General features: G+C 66.8%; 13 protein-coding genes and 2 pseudogenes. 10 read left to right on the top strand and 5 right to left on the bottom strand.

Translation table 11 applies throughout. From position 1 onward, the window contains the following. Positions 1-100 precede the first annotated feature (100 nt). Positions 101-673, top strand: coding sequence for a hypothetical protein (locus FQS62_RS09030; RefSeq protein WP_049446296.1), 573 nt, complete (start codon positions 101-103; stop codon positions 671-673). Positions 674-798: 125 nt separating this feature from the next. Here the strand turns inward: FQS62_RS09030 and smpB are convergent, their stop codons facing one another. Continuing rightward, the gene (gene smpB, locus FQS62_RS09035; protein WP_049446298.1) at positions 799-1,302 is read right to left on the bottom strand and encodes an SsrA-binding protein SmpB; all 504 of its coding nucleotides are present in this window, start codon (positions 1,300-1,302) and stop codon (positions 799-801) included. A 57-nt stretch (positions 1,303-1,359) separates the two neighbouring features. Here smpB and FQS62_RS09040 point away from each other — a divergent pair, with 57 nt between their 5' ends. Then, entirely contained in the window at positions 1,360-1,785 is a 426-nt protein-coding gene (locus tag FQS62_RS09040; protein WP_010484449.1) for a type II toxin-antitoxin system RatA family toxin, read from the top strand. Positions 1,786-1,788: 3 nt separating this feature from the next. Next, positions 1,789-2,046 carry an RnfH family protein gene (locus FQS62_RS09045; protein WP_107379435.1) on the top strand — a complete coding sequence of 86 codons (258 nt, stop codon included), beginning with the start codon at positions 1,789-1,791 and terminating at the stop codon, positions 2,044-2,046. Between the two features lie 35 nt (positions 2,047-2,081). On the opposite strand, the gene bamE is transcribed toward FQS62_RS09045, so the two are convergent. After that, positions 2,082-2,474: an outer membrane protein assembly factor BamE gene (bamE, locus tag FQS62_RS09050; RefSeq protein WP_049446301.1), complete on the bottom strand. Its 393-nt coding sequence runs from the start codon at positions 2,472-2,474 to the stop codon at positions 2,082-2,084. A gap of 103 nt (positions 2,475-2,577) precedes the next feature. Here bamE and fur point away from each other — a divergent pair, with 103 nt between their 5' ends. Then, positions 2,578-2,985, top strand: coding sequence for a ferric iron uptake transcriptional regulator (gene fur / locus FQS62_RS09055; protein WP_005409235.1), 408 nt, complete (start codon positions 2,578-2,580; stop codon positions 2,983-2,985). 58 nt (positions 2,986-3,043) lie between these two features. On the opposite strand, the gene FQS62_RS09060 is transcribed toward fur, so the two are convergent. Next, positions 3,044-4,288 carry an SGNH/GDSL hydrolase family protein gene (locus FQS62_RS09060; RefSeq protein ID WP_208044003.1) on the bottom strand — a complete coding sequence of 415 codons (1,245 nt, stop codon included), beginning with the start codon at positions 4,286-4,288 and terminating at the stop codon, positions 3,044-3,046. A gap of 97 nt (positions 4,289-4,385) precedes the next feature. Between FQS62_RS09060 and FQS62_RS09065 the strand changes: the two genes are divergently transcribed. After that, positions 4,386-5,303: a LysR family transcriptional regulator gene (locus FQS62_RS09065; RefSeq protein ID WP_049446306.1), complete on the top strand. Its 918-nt coding sequence runs from the start codon at positions 4,386-4,388 to the stop codon at positions 5,301-5,303. 57 nt (positions 5,304-5,360) lie between these two features. Here FQS62_RS09065 and recN read toward each other — a convergent pair whose 3' ends face one another. Beyond that, entirely contained in the window at positions 5,361-7,022 is a 1,662-nt protein-coding gene (recN, locus tag FQS62_RS09070; protein ID WP_049446307.1) for a DNA repair protein RecN, read from the bottom strand. A gap of 115 nt (positions 7,023-7,137) precedes the next feature. On the opposite strand from recN, the gene hrcA reads away from it, so the two are divergent. From hrcA to dnaJ, 4 genes and pseudogenes are all read left to right on the top strand, one after another. Continuing rightward, entirely contained in the window at positions 7,138-8,202 is a 1,065-nt protein-coding gene (hrcA, locus tag FQS62_RS09075; RefSeq protein ID WP_008266321.1) for a heat-inducible transcriptional repressor HrcA, read from the top strand. Between the two features lie 63 nt (positions 8,203-8,265). Beyond that, entirely contained in the window at positions 8,266-8,781 is a 516-nt protein-coding gene (gene grpE, locus FQS62_RS09080; protein WP_208044004.1) for a nucleotide exchange factor GrpE, read from the top strand. Between the two features lie 182 nt (positions 8,782-8,963). Beyond that, the gene (gene dnaK / locus FQS62_RS09085) at positions 8,964-10,886 is read left to right on the top strand and encodes a molecular chaperone DnaK (RefSeq protein WP_049446311.1); all 1,923 of its coding nucleotides are present in this window, start codon (positions 8,964-8,966) and stop codon (positions 10,884-10,886) included. 154 nt (positions 10,887-11,040) lie between these two features. Beyond that, positions 11,041-12,167, top strand: a pseudogene (gene dnaJ / locus FQS62_RS09090) (molecular chaperone DnaJ). Between the two features lie 969 nt (positions 12,168-13,136). Here the strand turns inward: dnaJ and FQS62_RS22255 are convergent. Further along, positions 13,137-13,927 (bottom strand): annotated as a pseudogene (locus tag FQS62_RS22255) (helix-turn-helix transcriptional regulator); the annotation flags it as partial. A gap of 72 nt (positions 13,928-13,999) precedes the next feature. Between FQS62_RS22255 and FQS62_RS09100 the strand changes: the two are divergent. After that, positions 14,000-15,199 carry an MFS transporter gene (locus FQS62_RS09100; RefSeq protein WP_014036855.1) on the top strand — a complete coding sequence of 400 codons (1,200 nt, stop codon included), beginning with the start codon at positions 14,000-14,002 and terminating at the stop codon, positions 15,197-15,199. The last annotated feature ends 306 nt before the right edge of the window (positions 15,200-15,505 follow it).

The raw sequence follows: 15,505 nt of genomic DNA on the forward strand, positions 1-15,505 counted from the left end.
TTGTAGAGCCAGTGTCATAGCGGATTGCTAACGTCATTGGCACGGATTTGCGACACACTGGCGACGACCATCCGGGCCAGGACAGACACGGAGACTGTGGGTGACCGATGCAAGCCAACAACGCAGCCTGCGGCAGCTGATCGGGCCGGTCGGTGCCGATTACCAGCGTCGTGCGCTGCCGCCGGGCTGGGTCTGGGCGGTGCTGGCGGTTTTGCTCGCGGCCACATGGCTGACCGAACTGCCGGCAACCGCGGCCGCGGCATTGGTCGCCAGTGCGGTGGTGGTGCATTGGTCACAGCGCGGCCGCATCCATTGGCTGGGGTGGCGCCTGCCGGGCCTGGCGGTGCTCGCGGCCCTGCTGTGGGGGCCGGAAGTGCTGTCGCAGTGGTTCGAGCACGGGCTGGCCGTGGTGCTGATGTCGCTGGCCAGTCTCAGTATTGGCGTGCACGTGTGGCAGTCGCGTCAGATGGCCCGCCAGCTGCAGGGCGCGGCTGATGCGCTGGACGATGCCCAGCTGCTGGCACTGTTGCCAGCGGATGCTGCCGAACTGGCCCGGAAATGGCGGGCAGGTGATGACCGTTGTGCATCGGAACTGGCCGTGGTGATGCACCTGGCGGTGATGCACGCAGCCCTGGCACCGCGCATGCGCGGGCAGGGCGTGCTGGCGGGTTGACCCGCCTTTTGTAGAGTCGAGCCATGCTCGACTGCTTTTCTTACCGAAGCCGAGCATGGCTCGGCTCTACAGAAAACCAAGGCAGTCGAGCATGGCTCGACTCGACAGGGTGCTGCGCAGCCGCCTTACGCGTCGCGGTTGCCGCGACGCATGACACGCTGCTTCTCGATCGCCCAGTCGCGGTCCTTGGCGGCATCGCGCTTGTCGTGGGTCTGCTTGCCTTTGGCCAGAGCGACTTCGAGCTTGATCTTGTTCTTGCTCCAGTACATCGCGGTGGGCACGATCGTGTAGCCATCGCGCTCGACCTTGCCCACCAGCTTGTCGATCTCGCTCCGGTGCAGCAGCAGCTTGCGATCGCGCCGGTCGTTGGCCACGACATGGGTCGAGGCCTGGATCAACGGCGTGATCTGCGCGCCGATCAGGAAGATCTCACCATCCTTCACGTAGGCGTAGGCGTCGACGATGTTGCCGCGGCCCGCACGGATCGACTTCACCTCCCAGCCCTGCAGGGCCAGGCCGGCTTCGAAGCGGTCTTCGATGTGGTACTCGTGGCGGGCACGCTTGTTCAACGCAATGGTCTTGGTGGCCGTCGCGCTCTTTGCTTTATCCTTGCCGCTGTTCTTGCTCATTTCCGTATTGTCTCCGATTCGGGCCTGCCCGGTCGATTGCCGAAACGTCCTGTATTCATGCCTACTATCCGCCGCAGCGCCCTGGTCGAACATTCGGCCGCGCGCATGTTCGACCTGGTCAATGACGTCCAGGCCTATCCGCGCCGCTTCCGCTGGTGCTCGGCCGCCCAGATCCTGGAGCAGGGCGAGGACCGCCTGGTGGCGCGTCTGGACCTGGGCCTGGGCTCGTTCAGCACCTGGTTCCAGACTGAAAACACCCTGCAGCGCCCGCACAGCATCGACATGCAGCTGCGCGATGGCCCGTTCAAGCAGCTGCACGGCCGCTGGGAGTTCCATGCGCTGGCCGAAGATGCCTGCAAGGTCACCCTGACCCTGGATTTCGAGCCCAGTTCGCGCCTGCTCGGTCCGGCGCTGGCGTTGGGCTTCCAGAGCCTGGCCGACCGCATGGTCAACGACTTCATCCGCGTTGCCGACGAGGCCTGAGCGATGATCGAGGTCGAGGTGGTGCTGGTCTGGCCGCAGCGGGTGCTTTCGCGCCGGTTGCAGCTGGACGAGGGCGCGACCGTGGCCGAGGCGATTGCCGCTGCCGCGCTGGAAGGCAGTGCCGACTGCCCGGCGGTGGCCGTGCATGGGGTGCTGGCGCGCCCGCAGCAGGCACTGCTGGATGGCGACCGCATCGAGCTGCTACGCCCGTTGCAGGCCGACCCCAAGGACAACCGCCGGCGACGCGCGCTCGGCGGCTAGTTCCCGCGACCCGTCCCGGAGGACGGGCAGGGGCCTCAGCGGCCCTTCTTCTTCTTGTCCTTCGGCAGGTTGCGGCCGAACTGGCGCACGGTCTGCTGGGCCAGGGCCTTGTCGTTGCCCGGGAAGTAGTCGCCTTCCCAGCGGGTCACGTTGTCGTTCTCGAAGAACACCACGAAGTTCTTCACCTCGGTACGGCCCAGGCGGTTCACGCGCTGGCTGGAGGTGTAGTCCCAGCGCTGGGCGTGGAACGGGTCGGGAATGGACGGGGTGCCCAGCAGCGCGGTGACCTGCTGCTTGCTCTGCCCGACCTGCAGCTTGGCCACGGCATCTTCCCGGATCAGGTTGCCCTGATAGATGGGTTGCTTGTAGATGATGCCGCACCCGGTGGTGGACAGGGCGACGGCGGCGACCAACAGGAGATTGCGCATCGGGACTGGCGGTTGGGGAAATCAAACCGATGATACACTCCCGGCGTGCCACCGCGACCCAATCCGAGGCAGCTGGCGCTAAATCGCCAATGAACGGAGACCTATGGAAACCCACGACCTGCGTAAAGTCGGCCTGAAGGTGACCCATCCGCGGATGCGGATCCTGGCGCTGCTCGAGCAGCGCAATGCCCAGCACCACATGACCGCCGAAGACATCTACCGCCAGCTGCTCGAGCATGGCGACGAGATCGGTCTGGCGACGGTCTACCGGGTGCTGACCCAGTTCGAGGCCGCCGGCCTCGTGCTCAAGCACAATTTCGAAGGCGGCCAGGCCGTCTACGAGCTGGACCGCGGCGGCCACCACGACCACATGGTCGACGTGGACAGCGGCAAGATCATCGAGTTCGAAAGCCACGAGATCGAGGAGCTGCAGCGCAAGATCGCAGCCGACCATGGCTACGAGCTGGAAGAGCACTCGCTGGTGCTGTACGTGCGCAAGAAGCGCAAGTAAGCCGTTCCGGCCAGCCAGATGCGACGAAACCCCGGGCCTGCCCGGGGTTTTTCGTTGTTTACGGTAGATCCACGCCATGCGTGGATGGACCCATCAGCACCTCCAGATCCACCGCCTCGGCCATCGCCCGGTTGCCCGCATCACCCGGATGCAGGTGATCGCCGGAGTCGTAGGCGGCGGCCATCCGTGAGGGGGCGACCGGGTCGCGCAGCGCCGCGTCCAGGTCGATCACCGCGTCAAACGGGCTGTCCGTGCGCAGCCAGGCATTGAGCTGCTGGCGCAGGACCTCCTTGTCCGGGCGGTAGTAGTCGTCCAGCGGCGTGCCGGGCAGGGCGCCGGCGAACGGTGTCAGGGTGGCACCTACGATCCGAACACCTCGGCCTCGGGCCTGCTCGGCCAGGGCGCGATACCCCGCCTGCAGTTCGGCCAGCGTGGGCCGGGCCTGGCTCCGGGCGAACGCGGTGCCGGGCCAGCTGATGTCGTTGATGCCGATCAGCACGATCACGCTGGCCACGCCGGGCTGATCCAGCACGTCACGCTGGAAGCGGGCCAAGGCGGATTCGCCCATGCCATTGCGCAGCAGCCGCCCCCCGGAAATACCGGCGTTGATCACGGCAACGCCCCGCGGTGCCAGACGCGCGGCCAGGTGGTCGGTCCAGCGCTGGTCCTGGTCGAGGCTGGCGGTGGCGCCGTCGGTGATCGAGTCGCCGAGCACCACCACGCTGCGTGTGTTGGCGGCGGCCTCGACCTCGATGCCGGCCAGGAACAGCCGGGCAGTGGTGCTGCTGGCCCCGCTCAGAGCCTGGGCCAGGCTCTGGTCGCCGGGCGCAATCCAACTGGTCTGCCGACCCTCCCAATGGAACGTCTGCGCTGGCGTCGGTCCCGGCACGAAGACGCTGACCTGCAGCGCCTGCCGGTTATCCGTGGCCAGTGGCAGCGGATCGCTCAGCCGTTCCTGCCCGGGGCCGATCAGCACCCCGGGCTGGCCGTCGAAACTGAGCGGCTGCGGGATGTCCCCCGCCCGGGCGGCCACGCTCGCCGCTCCGATCCGCAGCGGCTGCGTGCCGTAGGAATTGCTCAGTCGCACCCGCAGCCGAGGCCCGCCCAGGCTGATTCGCGCCATCTGGCGGAAGGTCTGGTCCTGCAGTGCGGCCGGGACCAGGGTCGGGAACAGGAACGCCCCACCCCAGACCGGTTGCGGGCTGGCCTGCCAGCTGGCGACCCAGTGAGGGACAGTTGAGGCGCCGGCGGCCCCGGACAAGGTGAGCAGGGCGGTGGCGGTGAGCAGGCGCAAGCGGTTCATCGGGCGGTCCTGAGTGAAGGGAGCGCCATGGTGATTCCGCACGCATCTGTGAACTAGACTGCGCATGGACAATCATCTGTGAACCGGATTCATCGCCATGGCGCGCCCCGACATCAACCGATCCGGCGAACTGGAAGTGTTCGTGCGGGTGATCGAGACCGGTGGCTTCTCCGCCGCCGCCCGCACGCTGGACATGACGCCGTCGGCGGTGAGCAAACTTGTGGCCCGCCTGGAGCAGCGGCTGGGTACGCGCCTGCTGCAGCGCTCCACCCGCCAGCTGCAGCTGACTCCGGAGGGCTGTGCATTCTATGAGCGCGGCCTGCGCGTACTGGCCGATCTGGAGGAGGCCGAGCGCTGCGCCAGCGCTCATGCCGAGCCGCGCGGACGCCTGCGAGTCAATTCCAATGTCCCATTCGGCCAGCACTTCCTGTTGCCACTGCTGCCGGCGTTCCTCGAGCGCAATCCGCAGGTGGGTGTGGACCTGACTCTCAACGACGAGGTGATCGACCTGCTTGAGCAGCGCACCGACGTGGCGGTGCGCGCCGGTCCGCTGAAGAGCTCCAGCCTGGTGGCACGGCGGCTGGGCGCGACGCGGATGATGATCGTGGCCGCGCCGGCCTACGCGCAGCGGCATGGACTGCCGCGCAACGTTGAGGAGCTGCTGTCGCACAACCGTCTGGACATCGGCCATGCGCGTGCGATGCAGGGCTGGCCCTTGCTGCAGGACGGACGCGAGCGGATGGTGCTGCCCAGTGGCAATGCCCGCGCCAGCAATGGCGATGCGTTGCGGCAGCTGGTGTTGGGAGGGCTGGGCATGGCACGCCTGGCAGCGTTCCAGGTGCAGCAGGACATCGCCGCCGGGCGCTTGCTGCCGGTGCTGGAAGAGGCCAACCCAGGTGACCTGGAAGAGGTGCACGCGGTGTTCCTGGGGCAGGGCGGTTACCTGCCGCTGCGGGTGCGCGCGTTTCTTGATTTCCTGGTGGAGAACGTCGACCTGACGCAGCCACGGGGGTAGTGCCGGCCGCTGGCCGGCAACCTCACGGTCTTCGGCCCCCGATCACGGGTGCCGGCATTACACCTGCAGCAGCTTCCGTGCGGCGGCGCGCGCTTCCTTGCTCACCTCCACGCCGCCCAGCATGCGCGCCAGCTCTTCCTCGCGCGCCTTGCTGTCCAGCTTTTCCACCGCGCTCTGGGTCATGCCTTCCACCGGGGCCTTGCTGACCCGGTAGTGGGCATGGCCCTTGGAAGCGACCTGCGGCAGGTGGGTCACGCACAGCACCTGGCGCTTCTCGCCGAGCGCGCGCAGCTTCTGGCCAACGATGTCGGCCACTGCACCACCGATGCCGGAGTCGACTTCGTCGAACACCATGGTCGGCACCGCATCCAGATCCAGTGCGGCCACTTCAATGGCCAGCGAAATACGTGACAGTTCACCGCCCGAGGCCACCTTGCGCAGGGCGCGCGGCGGCTGGCCGGCGTTGGCCGCCACCAGGAACTCCACCCGTTCGGCACCCTGCGGGTCGGGCTTGCCGGAATCCTGGGGCTCCAGCTCGATCAGGAACTGGCCGCCACCCATGCCCAGCTCGGCGATGATGCCGGTGGTGGTGGCCGACAGTTCGGCCGCAGCGCTGCGACGGCTGGCGGTCAGCACGTCGGCCTGTGCGCGCCAGGCGGCGGCGGCCTTGTCGATCTCGCCGGCCAGGCGCTGCAGGCGTTCGTCGGCGCCGCGCAGCTGCTCCACTTCGGCGTGCATGCGCTCGCGCTGCGCGCCCAGTTCGTCCATCGGCACGCGGTGCTTGCGGGCCAGGTCGTGCAGGCGGCCCAGGCGGCGCTCGTTCTCCTCGAACTGTTCCGGGTCGGCGTCGAGGTCGTCATGCACCCGGTCCAGCAGCGACAGGGCTTCGTGAAGCTGGATCGAGGCGTTCTCGATCAGGCCGTCCACCTCGCCCAGGCGCGGGTCGTGCTCGATCAGGCGCGACAGCTCGTGGCGCACCTGCTGCAGCAGGTCCAGCGCAGAGCTGCCGTCGTCGCCGTTGAGCTGGTTGCTGGCGGCCTGGCAGGCGCTCAGCAGGGCGCTGGCATGGGCCTGGCGACGGTGGCTGGCGCCGAGTGCGGCAATCGATTCGGGTTCCAGGTCCTCGCGGTCCAGCTCGCGCAGCTGGTGCTCCAGGAAGCCGATCCGGTCACTGACGTCGCCCTGTTGCGACAGGGCCAGCGATTCATCGACCAGCGCCTGCCATGCGCCAGCGGCGCGGCGGACCTGGCGGCGCTCGTTCTCGTTGCCGGCATAGGCATCCAGCAGGGCCAGCTGCGACGGGCGCGTCAGCAGGGCCTGCTGTTCGTGCTGGCCATGGATCTCCACCAGCAGCGAGGCCAGGTCGCCCAGCTGCGCCAGGGTCACCGGTCGGCCATTGATCCAGGCCCGCGAACCGCCATCGGCGCGGATCACCCGGCGCAGCTGGCACTGCTCCTCATCGTCCAGCTCGTTGTCGGCCAGCCACTGGCGTGCGGCCTGCAGCTGGTCCAGCGCGAACTCGGCCGAAAGCTCGGCGCGGGCGGCGCCGTGGCGGACCACGCCGCTGTCGGCGCGCAGGCCGGACAGGAAGCCCAGCGCGTCGACCATCAGCGACTTGCCGGCGCCGGTCTCGCCTGAAACCACGGTCATGCCTGGCCCGAACTCCAGTTCGGTGGCGCGGACGACGGCGAAATCCTTGATCGAAAGATGTCTGAGCATGGGTAAGGGGGTATCAGCAGCCGCGCAACGCTAGCACGCGCGCGAGGGAGGTCCAATGACTTGCCAAGGTGATGCGTCGCCATTATCTAGTGTCCGTGTCTCACAGGTTGATTCCATGCACGGTTCTCCCGACCAGCTTGCCCCACGTGCGCGCCATCTGCTGCGCACGCTGATCGCGCGGTACATCCAGGACGGCGAGCCGGTCGGCTCGCAGACACTGGCGCGCGTGGCCGGCCTGGAGGTCAGCCCGGCCACCATCCGCAACATCCTCGGCGACCTGGAGGACCTGGGGCTGCTGGCGTCGCCGCACACCTCGGCCGGCCGCATCCCGACCGCGCACGGTTACCGGGTGTTCGTCGACAGCCTGCTGCAGATGCAGCCGCCGGGCGAGGGCGAACTGGCCCGGCTGCGCCAGGAACTGGCCGGCGGTGGCAGCACCCAGGCCCTGCTTGGCAGCGCCTCGGAGCTGCTGTCGGCGATGAGCCACTTCGTCGGCGTGGTCAGCGCGCCGCGGCGCGAGCAGTTCGCCTTCCGCCAGATCGATTTCGTGGCGCTGGACGGGCGCCGGGTGCTGGCGATCCTGGTGTTTGCCGACAACGAGGTGCAGAACCGGGTCATCGAGACCCGCCAGGAGTTCGCGCCGGGCCAGCTGGAGCAGGTGGCCAACTACCTCAATGCCCATTTCGCTGGCCTGCCGATGGCCGAGATCCGCACCCGCCTGCTGCTGGAGCTGCGCGACGCCCGTTCCGAGCTGGAGCAGCTGCTGGCGCACAGCATCGAGCTGGCCGAGCAGGCCCTGCAGCCGGCTGCCGACGACATGCTGGTGGCCGGCCAGACCCGTCTGATGGGGGTGCAGGACCTGTCCGACCTGGAGCGCCTGCGCGAGCTGTTCGAGCTGTTCTCCAGCAAGCGCGAGATCCTGCAGCTGCTGGAGCGGACCATCCAGGCGCCGGGCGTGCGCATCTTCATCGGCGAGGAGACCGGGATGATGCCGCTGCAGGGCGTCTCGCTGGTCACCGCCCCGTACACCGCCAATGGCCAGGTGCTGGGCGTGCTGGGCGTGATCGGCCCCAAGCGGATGGCCTACGACCGCATGATCCCGCTGGTCCAGGCCACCGCCGATGTACTCGGCGCAGCCTTTTCACCGGCCGGGCGCACTCCCGGAACATCCGACGCTTGAAACGCAGCATCCCGCCCACACTAGGGTGGGTGGAGGCGGAGATTGACCGCCAGGGACCCAGACATGAACCACGAACATCCAGATATCGAATCCCAGCAGAGTGCCGCCGATGCGGCCGCCACCGCCGGCGTCAACGACGAAGTTGAGCGCCTGCGCGCCGAAGTTGAGCAGGTCAGGGCCGATGCGCTGCGTGAGCGCGCCGACCTGGAGAACCAGCGCAAGCGCGTTGCCCGTGACATCGATCAGGCCCGCAAGTTCGCCAACGAGAAGCTGCTGGGCGAGCTGCTGCCGGTATTCGACAGCCTGGATGCAGGCCTGAAGGCGGCTGGCGACGACCCGCATCCGCTGCGCGAAGGCCTGGAGCTGACCTACAAGCAGCTGCTGAAGGTCGCCGCCGACAACGGTCTGGTCCTGCTGGATCCGACCGGCCAGCCGTTCAATCCGGAACACCACCAGGCCATCAGCCAGGTGCCGGCGCCGGGCGCCGCCCCGGGCAGCGTGGTGACCGTGTTCCAGAAGGGCTACCTGCTCAACGGGCGCCTGCTGCGGCCGGCGCTGGTGGTGGTGGCCGCCGACTGATCGGCCGTGCCGGGTGATGCCCGGCCGCGGTCGCGCCAGGCAACGCCTGGCAAGCTTTTCCAGGCGCTGAACACAGCGTTCGGGAGGTGGCTTGAATGTTCCACGAGCCTCCCCCACATCGTATTCATCCACCGGCCGAACGGCCGGACTGACACCAACAAGCATCCTCAGGAGTCTCCCCCATGGGCAAGATCATTGGTATCGACCTCGGCACCACCAACTCGTGCGTGGCGATCATGGACGGCGGCAAGGCCCGCGTCATCGAGAATTCGGAAGGCGATCGCACCACCCCGTCGATCGTCGCCTACACCAAGGACGGCGAAGTCCTGGTCGGCGCCTCGGCCAAGCGCCAGGCCGTCACCAACCCGAAGAACACCTTCTACGCGGTGAAGCGCCTGATCGGCCGCAAGTTCACCGACGCCGAAGTGCAGAAGGACATCGCCCACGTCCCGTACGGCATCCTGGCCCATGACAACGGCGATGCCTGGGTGTCGACCAGCGATGGCAAGAAGATGGCCCCGCAGGAAATCTCGGCCAAGGTGCTGGAGAAGATGAAGAAGACCGCCGAGGACTTCCTCGGTGAGAAGGTCACCGAAGCGGTCATCACCGTGCCGGCGTACTTCAACGACAGCCAGCGCCAGGCAACCAAGGACGCCGGCCGCATTGCCGGCCTGGACGTCAAGCGCATCATCAACGAGCCGACCGCGGCCGCGCTGGCCTATGGCCTGGACAAGGGCGACAACAAGGATCGCAAGATCGTGGTGTACGACCTGGGCGGCGGCACCTTCGACGTCTCGGTGATCGAAATCGCCAACGTCGACGGTGAAAAGCAGTTCGAAGTGCTGGCCACCAACGGCGACACCTTCCTGGGCGGCGAAGACTTCGACAACCGCGTCATCGAGTACCTGGTTGAAGAGTTCAACAAGGACCAGGGCATCGACCTGCGCAAGGATCCGCTGGCCCTGCAGCGCCTGAAGGATGCTGCCGAGCGCGCCAAGATCGAGCTGTCCAGCGCCCAGCAGACCGAAGTGAACCTGCCGTACGTCACCGCTGACGCGTCGGGTCCGAAGCACCTGAACATCAAGCTGACCCGCGCCAAGCTGGAAGCGCTGGTGGAAGACCTGATCAAGAAGTCGATCGAGCCGTGCCGCGTCGCCCTGAACGATGCCGGCCTGCGTTCGAGCGACATCAGCGAAGTGATCCTGGTCGGCGGCCAGACCCGCATGCCGAAGGTGCAGCAGGCGGTGACCGAGTTCTTCGGCAAGGAACCGCGCAAGGACGTCAACCCGGACGAAGCCGTGGCACTGGGTGCGGCGATCCAGGGCGGCGTGCTGGGCGGCGACGTCAAGGACGTGCTGCTGCTGGACGTGACCCCGCTGTCGCTGGGCATCGAGACCATGGGCGGCGTGTTCACCAAGATCATCGAGAAGAACACCACCATCCCGACCAAGGCCTCGCAGGTGTTCTCCACCGCCGAGGACAACCAGTCGGCCGTGACCGTGCACGTGCTGCAGGGTGAGCGCGAACAGGCCCGCTTCAACAAGTCGCTGGCCAAGTTCGACCTGTCCGGCATCGAGCCGGCCCCGCGCGGCCTGCCGCAGGTGGAAGTGTCCTTCGACATCGACGCCAACGGCATCCTGCACGTGTCGGCCAAGGACAAGAAGACCAACAAGGAACAGAAGGTCGAGATCAAGGCCGGTTCGGGTCTGTCCGAGGAAGAGATCGCGCGCATGGTCGCCGACGCGGAAGCCAACCGCGAAGAAGACAAGAAGTTCCAGGAACTGGTGCAGGCCCGTAACCAGGCCGACGCCCTGATCCACGGCACCCGTAGTGCGATCACCGAGCACGGCAGCAAGGTCGGTGGCGATGTGATCGGCAAGGTCGAGGCGGCCCTGGCCGACCTGGAAACCGCGATGAAGGGTGACGACAAGGCACAGATCGAAGCCAAGTCGAAGGCGCTGGAAGAAGCTGGCCAGTCGCTGTTCGCCGCTGCTTCGGCCGACCAGGGCGGTGCCGCGGGTGCCGACGCCGGTAATGCCGGCAAGGCGCAGGACGACGTGGTCGACGCCGAGTTCACCGAAGTCAAGGACGACAAGAAGTCCTGATCCGGACCGACACGGGACGCTGGCCATCAGCGTCCCGTTGTCGCATCAGGGTCCTGACCGCCCACCGGCGTGTCGGGGCGCCCGACGCAAGAGCGGACCTGGTTCCGCTCTTCCGCTTTGACGAATCCCGACTTTCCGGAACCCGATTCACGATATGAGCAAGCGCGATTACTACGAAGTGCTGGGCGTTGCCCGCACCGCCACCGACGAAGAGCTGAAGAAGGCCTACCGTCGCTGCGCGATGAAGTTCCACCCGGACCGCAACCCGGGCGATACGGCGGCCGAAGCCTCCTTCAAGGAGTGCAAGGAAGCCTACGAAGTGCTGTCCGACGGCAACAAGCGCCGCATGTACGACAGCCACGGCCACGCCGCGTTCGAGCACGGCATGGGCGGTGGCGGCGTCCGGGCGGCCCGGACATGAACGATATCTTCGGCGATATCTTCGGCAACATTTTTGGCGGTGGCGGCGGTGGTCCGCGCCAGGCCCGTCGCGGTGCCGACATCGGCTACGTGATGGAACTAGACCTGGAAGAAGCCGTGCGCGGCGTCGAGCGCCGGATCGAGATCCCGACCCTGGCCGAGTGCGGCGACTGCGATGGCAGTGGCTCCGAGGACGGCAAGGTCGAGACCTGCAACGTGTGCCATGGCCGCGGCCAGGTGCGCATCCAGCGCGGCATCTTCGCCATGCAGCAGGCCTGCCACAACTGCGGCGGCCGTGGCCAGATCATCGCCAAGCCCTGCAAGACCTGCCACGGCAACGGTCGTGTCGAGGAAGACAAAGTGCTGTCGGTGAAGGTGCCGGCGGGCGTGGATACCGGTGACCGCATCCGCCTGCAGGGCGAGGGCGAGGCCGGTCCGGCCGGTACGCCGCCGGGCGACCTGTACGTGGAAGTACGTGTGCGCGAGCATGCGATCTTCCAGCGCGATGGCGATGACCTGCACTGCGAAGTGCCGATCCGCATCTCGCAGGCGGCACTGGGCGACACCGTGCGCGTGGCCACCTTGGGCGGCGAGGCGGAGATCCGCATCCCGGCCGAGACCCAGACCGGCAAGCTGTTCCGCCTGCGTGGCAAGGGCGTGCGTTCGGTGCGCAGCCGCAGCGAGGGCGACCTGTACTGCCGCGTGGTGGTGGAGACTCCGGTCAACCTCACCAACGAACAGCGCAAGCTGCTGGAGCAGTTCGAAGCCACCTTCGTCGGCGAGGAGGCGCGCAAGCATTCGCCGAAGTCGGCCACCTTCATGGATGGCGTGAAGGGCTTCTGGGACCGGATGACGTCCTGAGTTTTCAACGCAAGTGTTGAACGGTAGCGCCGGGCCATGCCCGGCGTTTTCGTGTCCGAGGGTCTTACAATGCGCGACATGATCCTGCACCTGCATTTCGAACCGCGCATGGCACCTCGCGCCATTCTGTACGGGGCGTTGACTGCAGCCTTGTCCTTCATCGGCACGGTATCGGCCGACGAGTGCCGCTTGGACACGCCCTTGTCCGGCCCGCAGGCAGCGCCGGCATCAGCTCCGGGCACGCAATGGACCTACTCCGGGGGAGCGGGTTTGCCGGCGACGCCGATGCTGCTGAAGGCAGTCCAGAACGGTCAGCGTGAACTGGAGATTGCGGAGGGCACTCTGCGGCGTGAATGGATCGATACGTACGCCGACGTCAATCCGCTGCGCAAGGGCGACAAAGTGCTGCTGCGCTTCCCGCTCAAGGTGGGTGACCAGTGGCAGGACAGGTTCGAGGAGCCCGGAGAGTTCAACGCGCGTTCCGGCCGTTATCGTTACGACTACGAAGAACAGGGCCAGAGCCGGGTAACGGCCATCGAAACCGTGCGCACTGCAGTGGGAGAAGTCAGCGCCTATCGCATCGAGCGTGAAGCGCGCTGGCGGAAGTCCAATGCGCGCGCAGTTGCCGGGGCGGACAGGCCCAATGCAGGTGATGGCGTGGTCGAGGGCCTGGAGCGAAGCATCAGCTGGTACGCACCCGACGTTGGGCGGGTCGTACTGCGGCGTCGTGTCAGCGGCAATCCGGCGTTTGCCGCGTACTTCTCTGCAGAGGACGACACCGACAATCTGAGCATTACCGAGCTGGTCGGATTCCAGCAGCCCGGAGGTTGCCGGATCGAGGGTGTGCCGGTGCAGGCACGCGTGGCAGGACAGGTTTTCCCGTTGCACTATCCGCTGGTGGACAGTGATACATGGGAATTTCGTCTGATGCGCGATCCACATGTGCCCGCGGACCGTTAGCATCATCGAAAAAAACGCCGCTGGTGTCTGTCCCAGCTGCCGCTTGAACATGCTGGTGAACGCGCTTGGGCTGTCGTAACCCATTGCCAGCGCGACATCGATGACCTTGTCGCCGACCGCCAGCCGTTCCATCGCGGCCAGTAGCCGCGCCTGTTGTCGCCACTGTCCGAAGGTCATGCCCAGTTCGCTGGCGAAATGACGCTGGATGGTTTTCACGTCCACCTGCAGGGCCTGCGCCCAATCCTGCAGCGTGGCGTCGTCGCCGGGATGCTTCTGGATGTGCTGGCAGATCCGCTGCAGGCGCGGGTCGGTGGGTGAAGGCAGGTGCAGCGGCAGCGCGTCCATGCGGTGCAGCTCGTCCAGCAGCAGGCGCACCACGCGGCCGTCGCGGCTGTCGTCCACATGCGCGGTCTCGATCAGGCTGGCGGCCAGCAGCAGCTCGCGCAGCAGCGGCGCCACCTGTACCGCGAACGCTTCGTCCGGCAGCTGCGGCGCGAAGTCCGGTTCCACGTACAGGCTGCGCATGTGTACTTCGGCGATGCAGTCCACCGCATGGGCCATGCCGGCCGGGACCCAGATCGCGCGGGTTGAAGGCACTACCCAGCGGCCGCCGTCTGCACGCACCACCATCAGTCCGGACATGGCGAACACCAGCTGGTGACGGCGGTGCCGGTGGGGCGCGATGTGGTCCCGGGCTTGTAATGGCGGGCGCGGCAGGTCACCGGGCGGTGCACCGGAACCTCGTTCCACGGCGCAGTCTCGCGGACCTGGCAGGGGATGTCCTTTTTGCGATATGCCATGACCCGAACGCGGCAGAAGGGAGGGGGAGGTCACCGTAGCATGCGTGGCTCGCCCCCAACCTGACTGTATCCATGTCGACCCTGGCTTCTCCCGCAACCACCTCACGCCCGGTGGCCCCCGGCGTGCTGGCCGCCATCTCCACCTCGCATGTCGTCAACGACATGATGCAGTCGCTGATCCTGGCCATCTATCCAGTGATCAAGGGCGGCTTCAACCTCAGCTTCACCCAGATCGGCCTGATCACACTGACCTACCAGCTCACCGCCTCGATCTTCCAGCCGTTGATCGGCATGGCTACCGACCGCCGCCCGGCGCCGTACTCGCTGCCGATCGGCATGGCTTCGACCCTGTGCGGCATGCTGCTGCTGGGCTTCGCACCGAACTACGCGGTGGTGCTGATGGCGGCGGCGATGGTCGGCATTGGTTCGGCCATCTTCCATCCAGAAGCCTCGCGCATCGCGCGGCTGGCCTCGGGCGGTCGCCATGGCTTCGCGCAGTCGGTGTTCCAGGTGGGTGGCAATTTCGGAACAGCGCTGGGCCCGTTGATTGCCGCCGCAGTGATAGTGCCGTATGGCCAGCACGCGGCATCGTGGTTTGCCGGCGCCGCCCTGATCGGCATCGCATTGCTGACCTATGTCGGCCGCTGGTACGCGCTGCACCTGGGCACCCCGCGTCCGGCCAGCACCGCGTCTATGGCCCCGCGGCATCCGTCGCGCACCGTGGCCAAGGTGCTGGCGATCCTGCTGGTGCTGATCTTCAGCAAGTACTTCTACATGGCCAGCATCGGCAGCTACTTCACCTTCTACCTGATCCACCACTTCGGCATCCCGGTGGCACAGGCGCAGCTGCATCTGTTCGCATTCCTGGTGGCGTCGGCCGCCGGTGGTTTCCTCGGCGGTCCGCTGGGCGACCGCATCGGCCGCAAGCCGATCATCTGGACCTCGATCCTTGGCGTGGCCCCGTTCGCGCTGATGCTGCCGCATGCCGATCTGCTCTGGACCACGGTGCTGGCGGTGCTGATTGGTTTCGTGTTGTCCTCGGCGTTCTCGGCGATTGTGGTGTACGCACAGGAAATGATGCCGCATCGCATCGGCATGGTGTCCGGCCTGTTCTTCGGCTTCGCCTTCGGAATGGGTGGACTCGGTGCTGCCGTGCTCGGCCTGCTGGCGGACAAGACCAGCATCGAGTACGTCTACCAGCTGACCGCGTTCCTGCCGCTGCTCGGTATCGTGGCGGCGTGGCTGCCGCCGTCCCGGCCTGCTGCTCACTGAGGGGGTTGGGTTTGCAGGGCTTGCAGCCCTGCACCTGCAGAGGCAACGTCAACAGCAGAAGCGGGCTATCCGTGGGTTGGCGGGCGGCTCCGGTTGCAGGGGGCGCCGTAAACCCATCCCTGGGGGCTTGGCCGCGGCATCCATGCCGCGGACACCCCTGCAACCGGACCCACCCCGCCTTCGACAGTTTTCCGTGATCTGCCGGAACGGCGTACTGCTCTGGTAGGTGTCGACCTTGGTCGACACGGTAGATCCATGCCATGCGTGGATGAATTCATTCGATATCTGACAGATGTGTCGACCGAG

It is taken from the genome of Stenotrophomonas sp. SBJS02, assembly GCF_020428325.2.
Taxonomy (GTDB): Bacteria; Pseudomonadota; Gammaproteobacteria; order Xanthomonadales; family Xanthomonadaceae; genus Stenotrophomonas; species Stenotrophomonas africana.

Coding starts and splice junctions, on each gene's coding strand:
- dnaK (WP_049446311.1), top strand. CDS start 8,964: ATGGGCAAGATCATTGGTATCGACCTCGGCACCACCAACTCGTGCGTG.
- grpE (WP_208044004.1), top strand. CDS start 8,266: ATGAACCACGAACATCCAGATATCGAATCCCAGCAGAGTGCCGCCGAT.
- FQS62_RS09065 (WP_049446306.1), top strand. CDS start 4,386: ATGGCGCGCCCCGACATCAACCGATCCGGCGAACTGGAAGTGTTCGTG.
- hrcA (WP_008266321.1), top strand. CDS start 7,138: ATGCACGGTTCTCCCGACCAGCTTGCCCCACGTGCGCGCCATCTGCTG.
- FQS62_RS09100 (WP_014036855.1), top strand. CDS start 14,000: ATGTCGACCCTGGCTTCTCCCGCAACCACCTCACGCCCGGTGGCCCCC.
- FQS62_RS09060 (WP_208044003.1), bottom strand. CDS start 4,288: ATGAACCGCTTGCGCCTGCTCACCGCCACCGCCCTGCTCACCTTGTCC.
- fur (WP_005409235.1), top strand. CDS start 2,578: ATGGAAACCCACGACCTGCGTAAAGTCGGCCTGAAGGTGACCCATCCG.
- smpB (WP_049446298.1), bottom strand. CDS start 1,302: ATGAGCAAGAACAGCGGCAAGGATAAAGCAAAGAGCGCGACGGCCACC.
- bamE (WP_049446301.1), bottom strand. CDS start 2,474: ATGCGCAATCTCCTGTTGGTCGCCGCCGTCGCCCTGTCCACCACCGGG.
- FQS62_RS09045 (WP_107379435.1), top strand. CDS start 1,789: ATGATCGAGGTCGAGGTGGTGCTGGTCTGGCCGCAGCGGGTGCTTTCG.
- recN (WP_049446307.1), bottom strand. CDS start 7,022: ATGCTCAGACATCTTTCGATCAAGGATTTCGCCGTCGTCCGCGCCACC.
- FQS62_RS09040 (WP_010484449.1), top strand. CDS start 1,360: ATGCCTACTATCCGCCGCAGCGCCCTGGTCGAACATTCGGCCGCGCGC.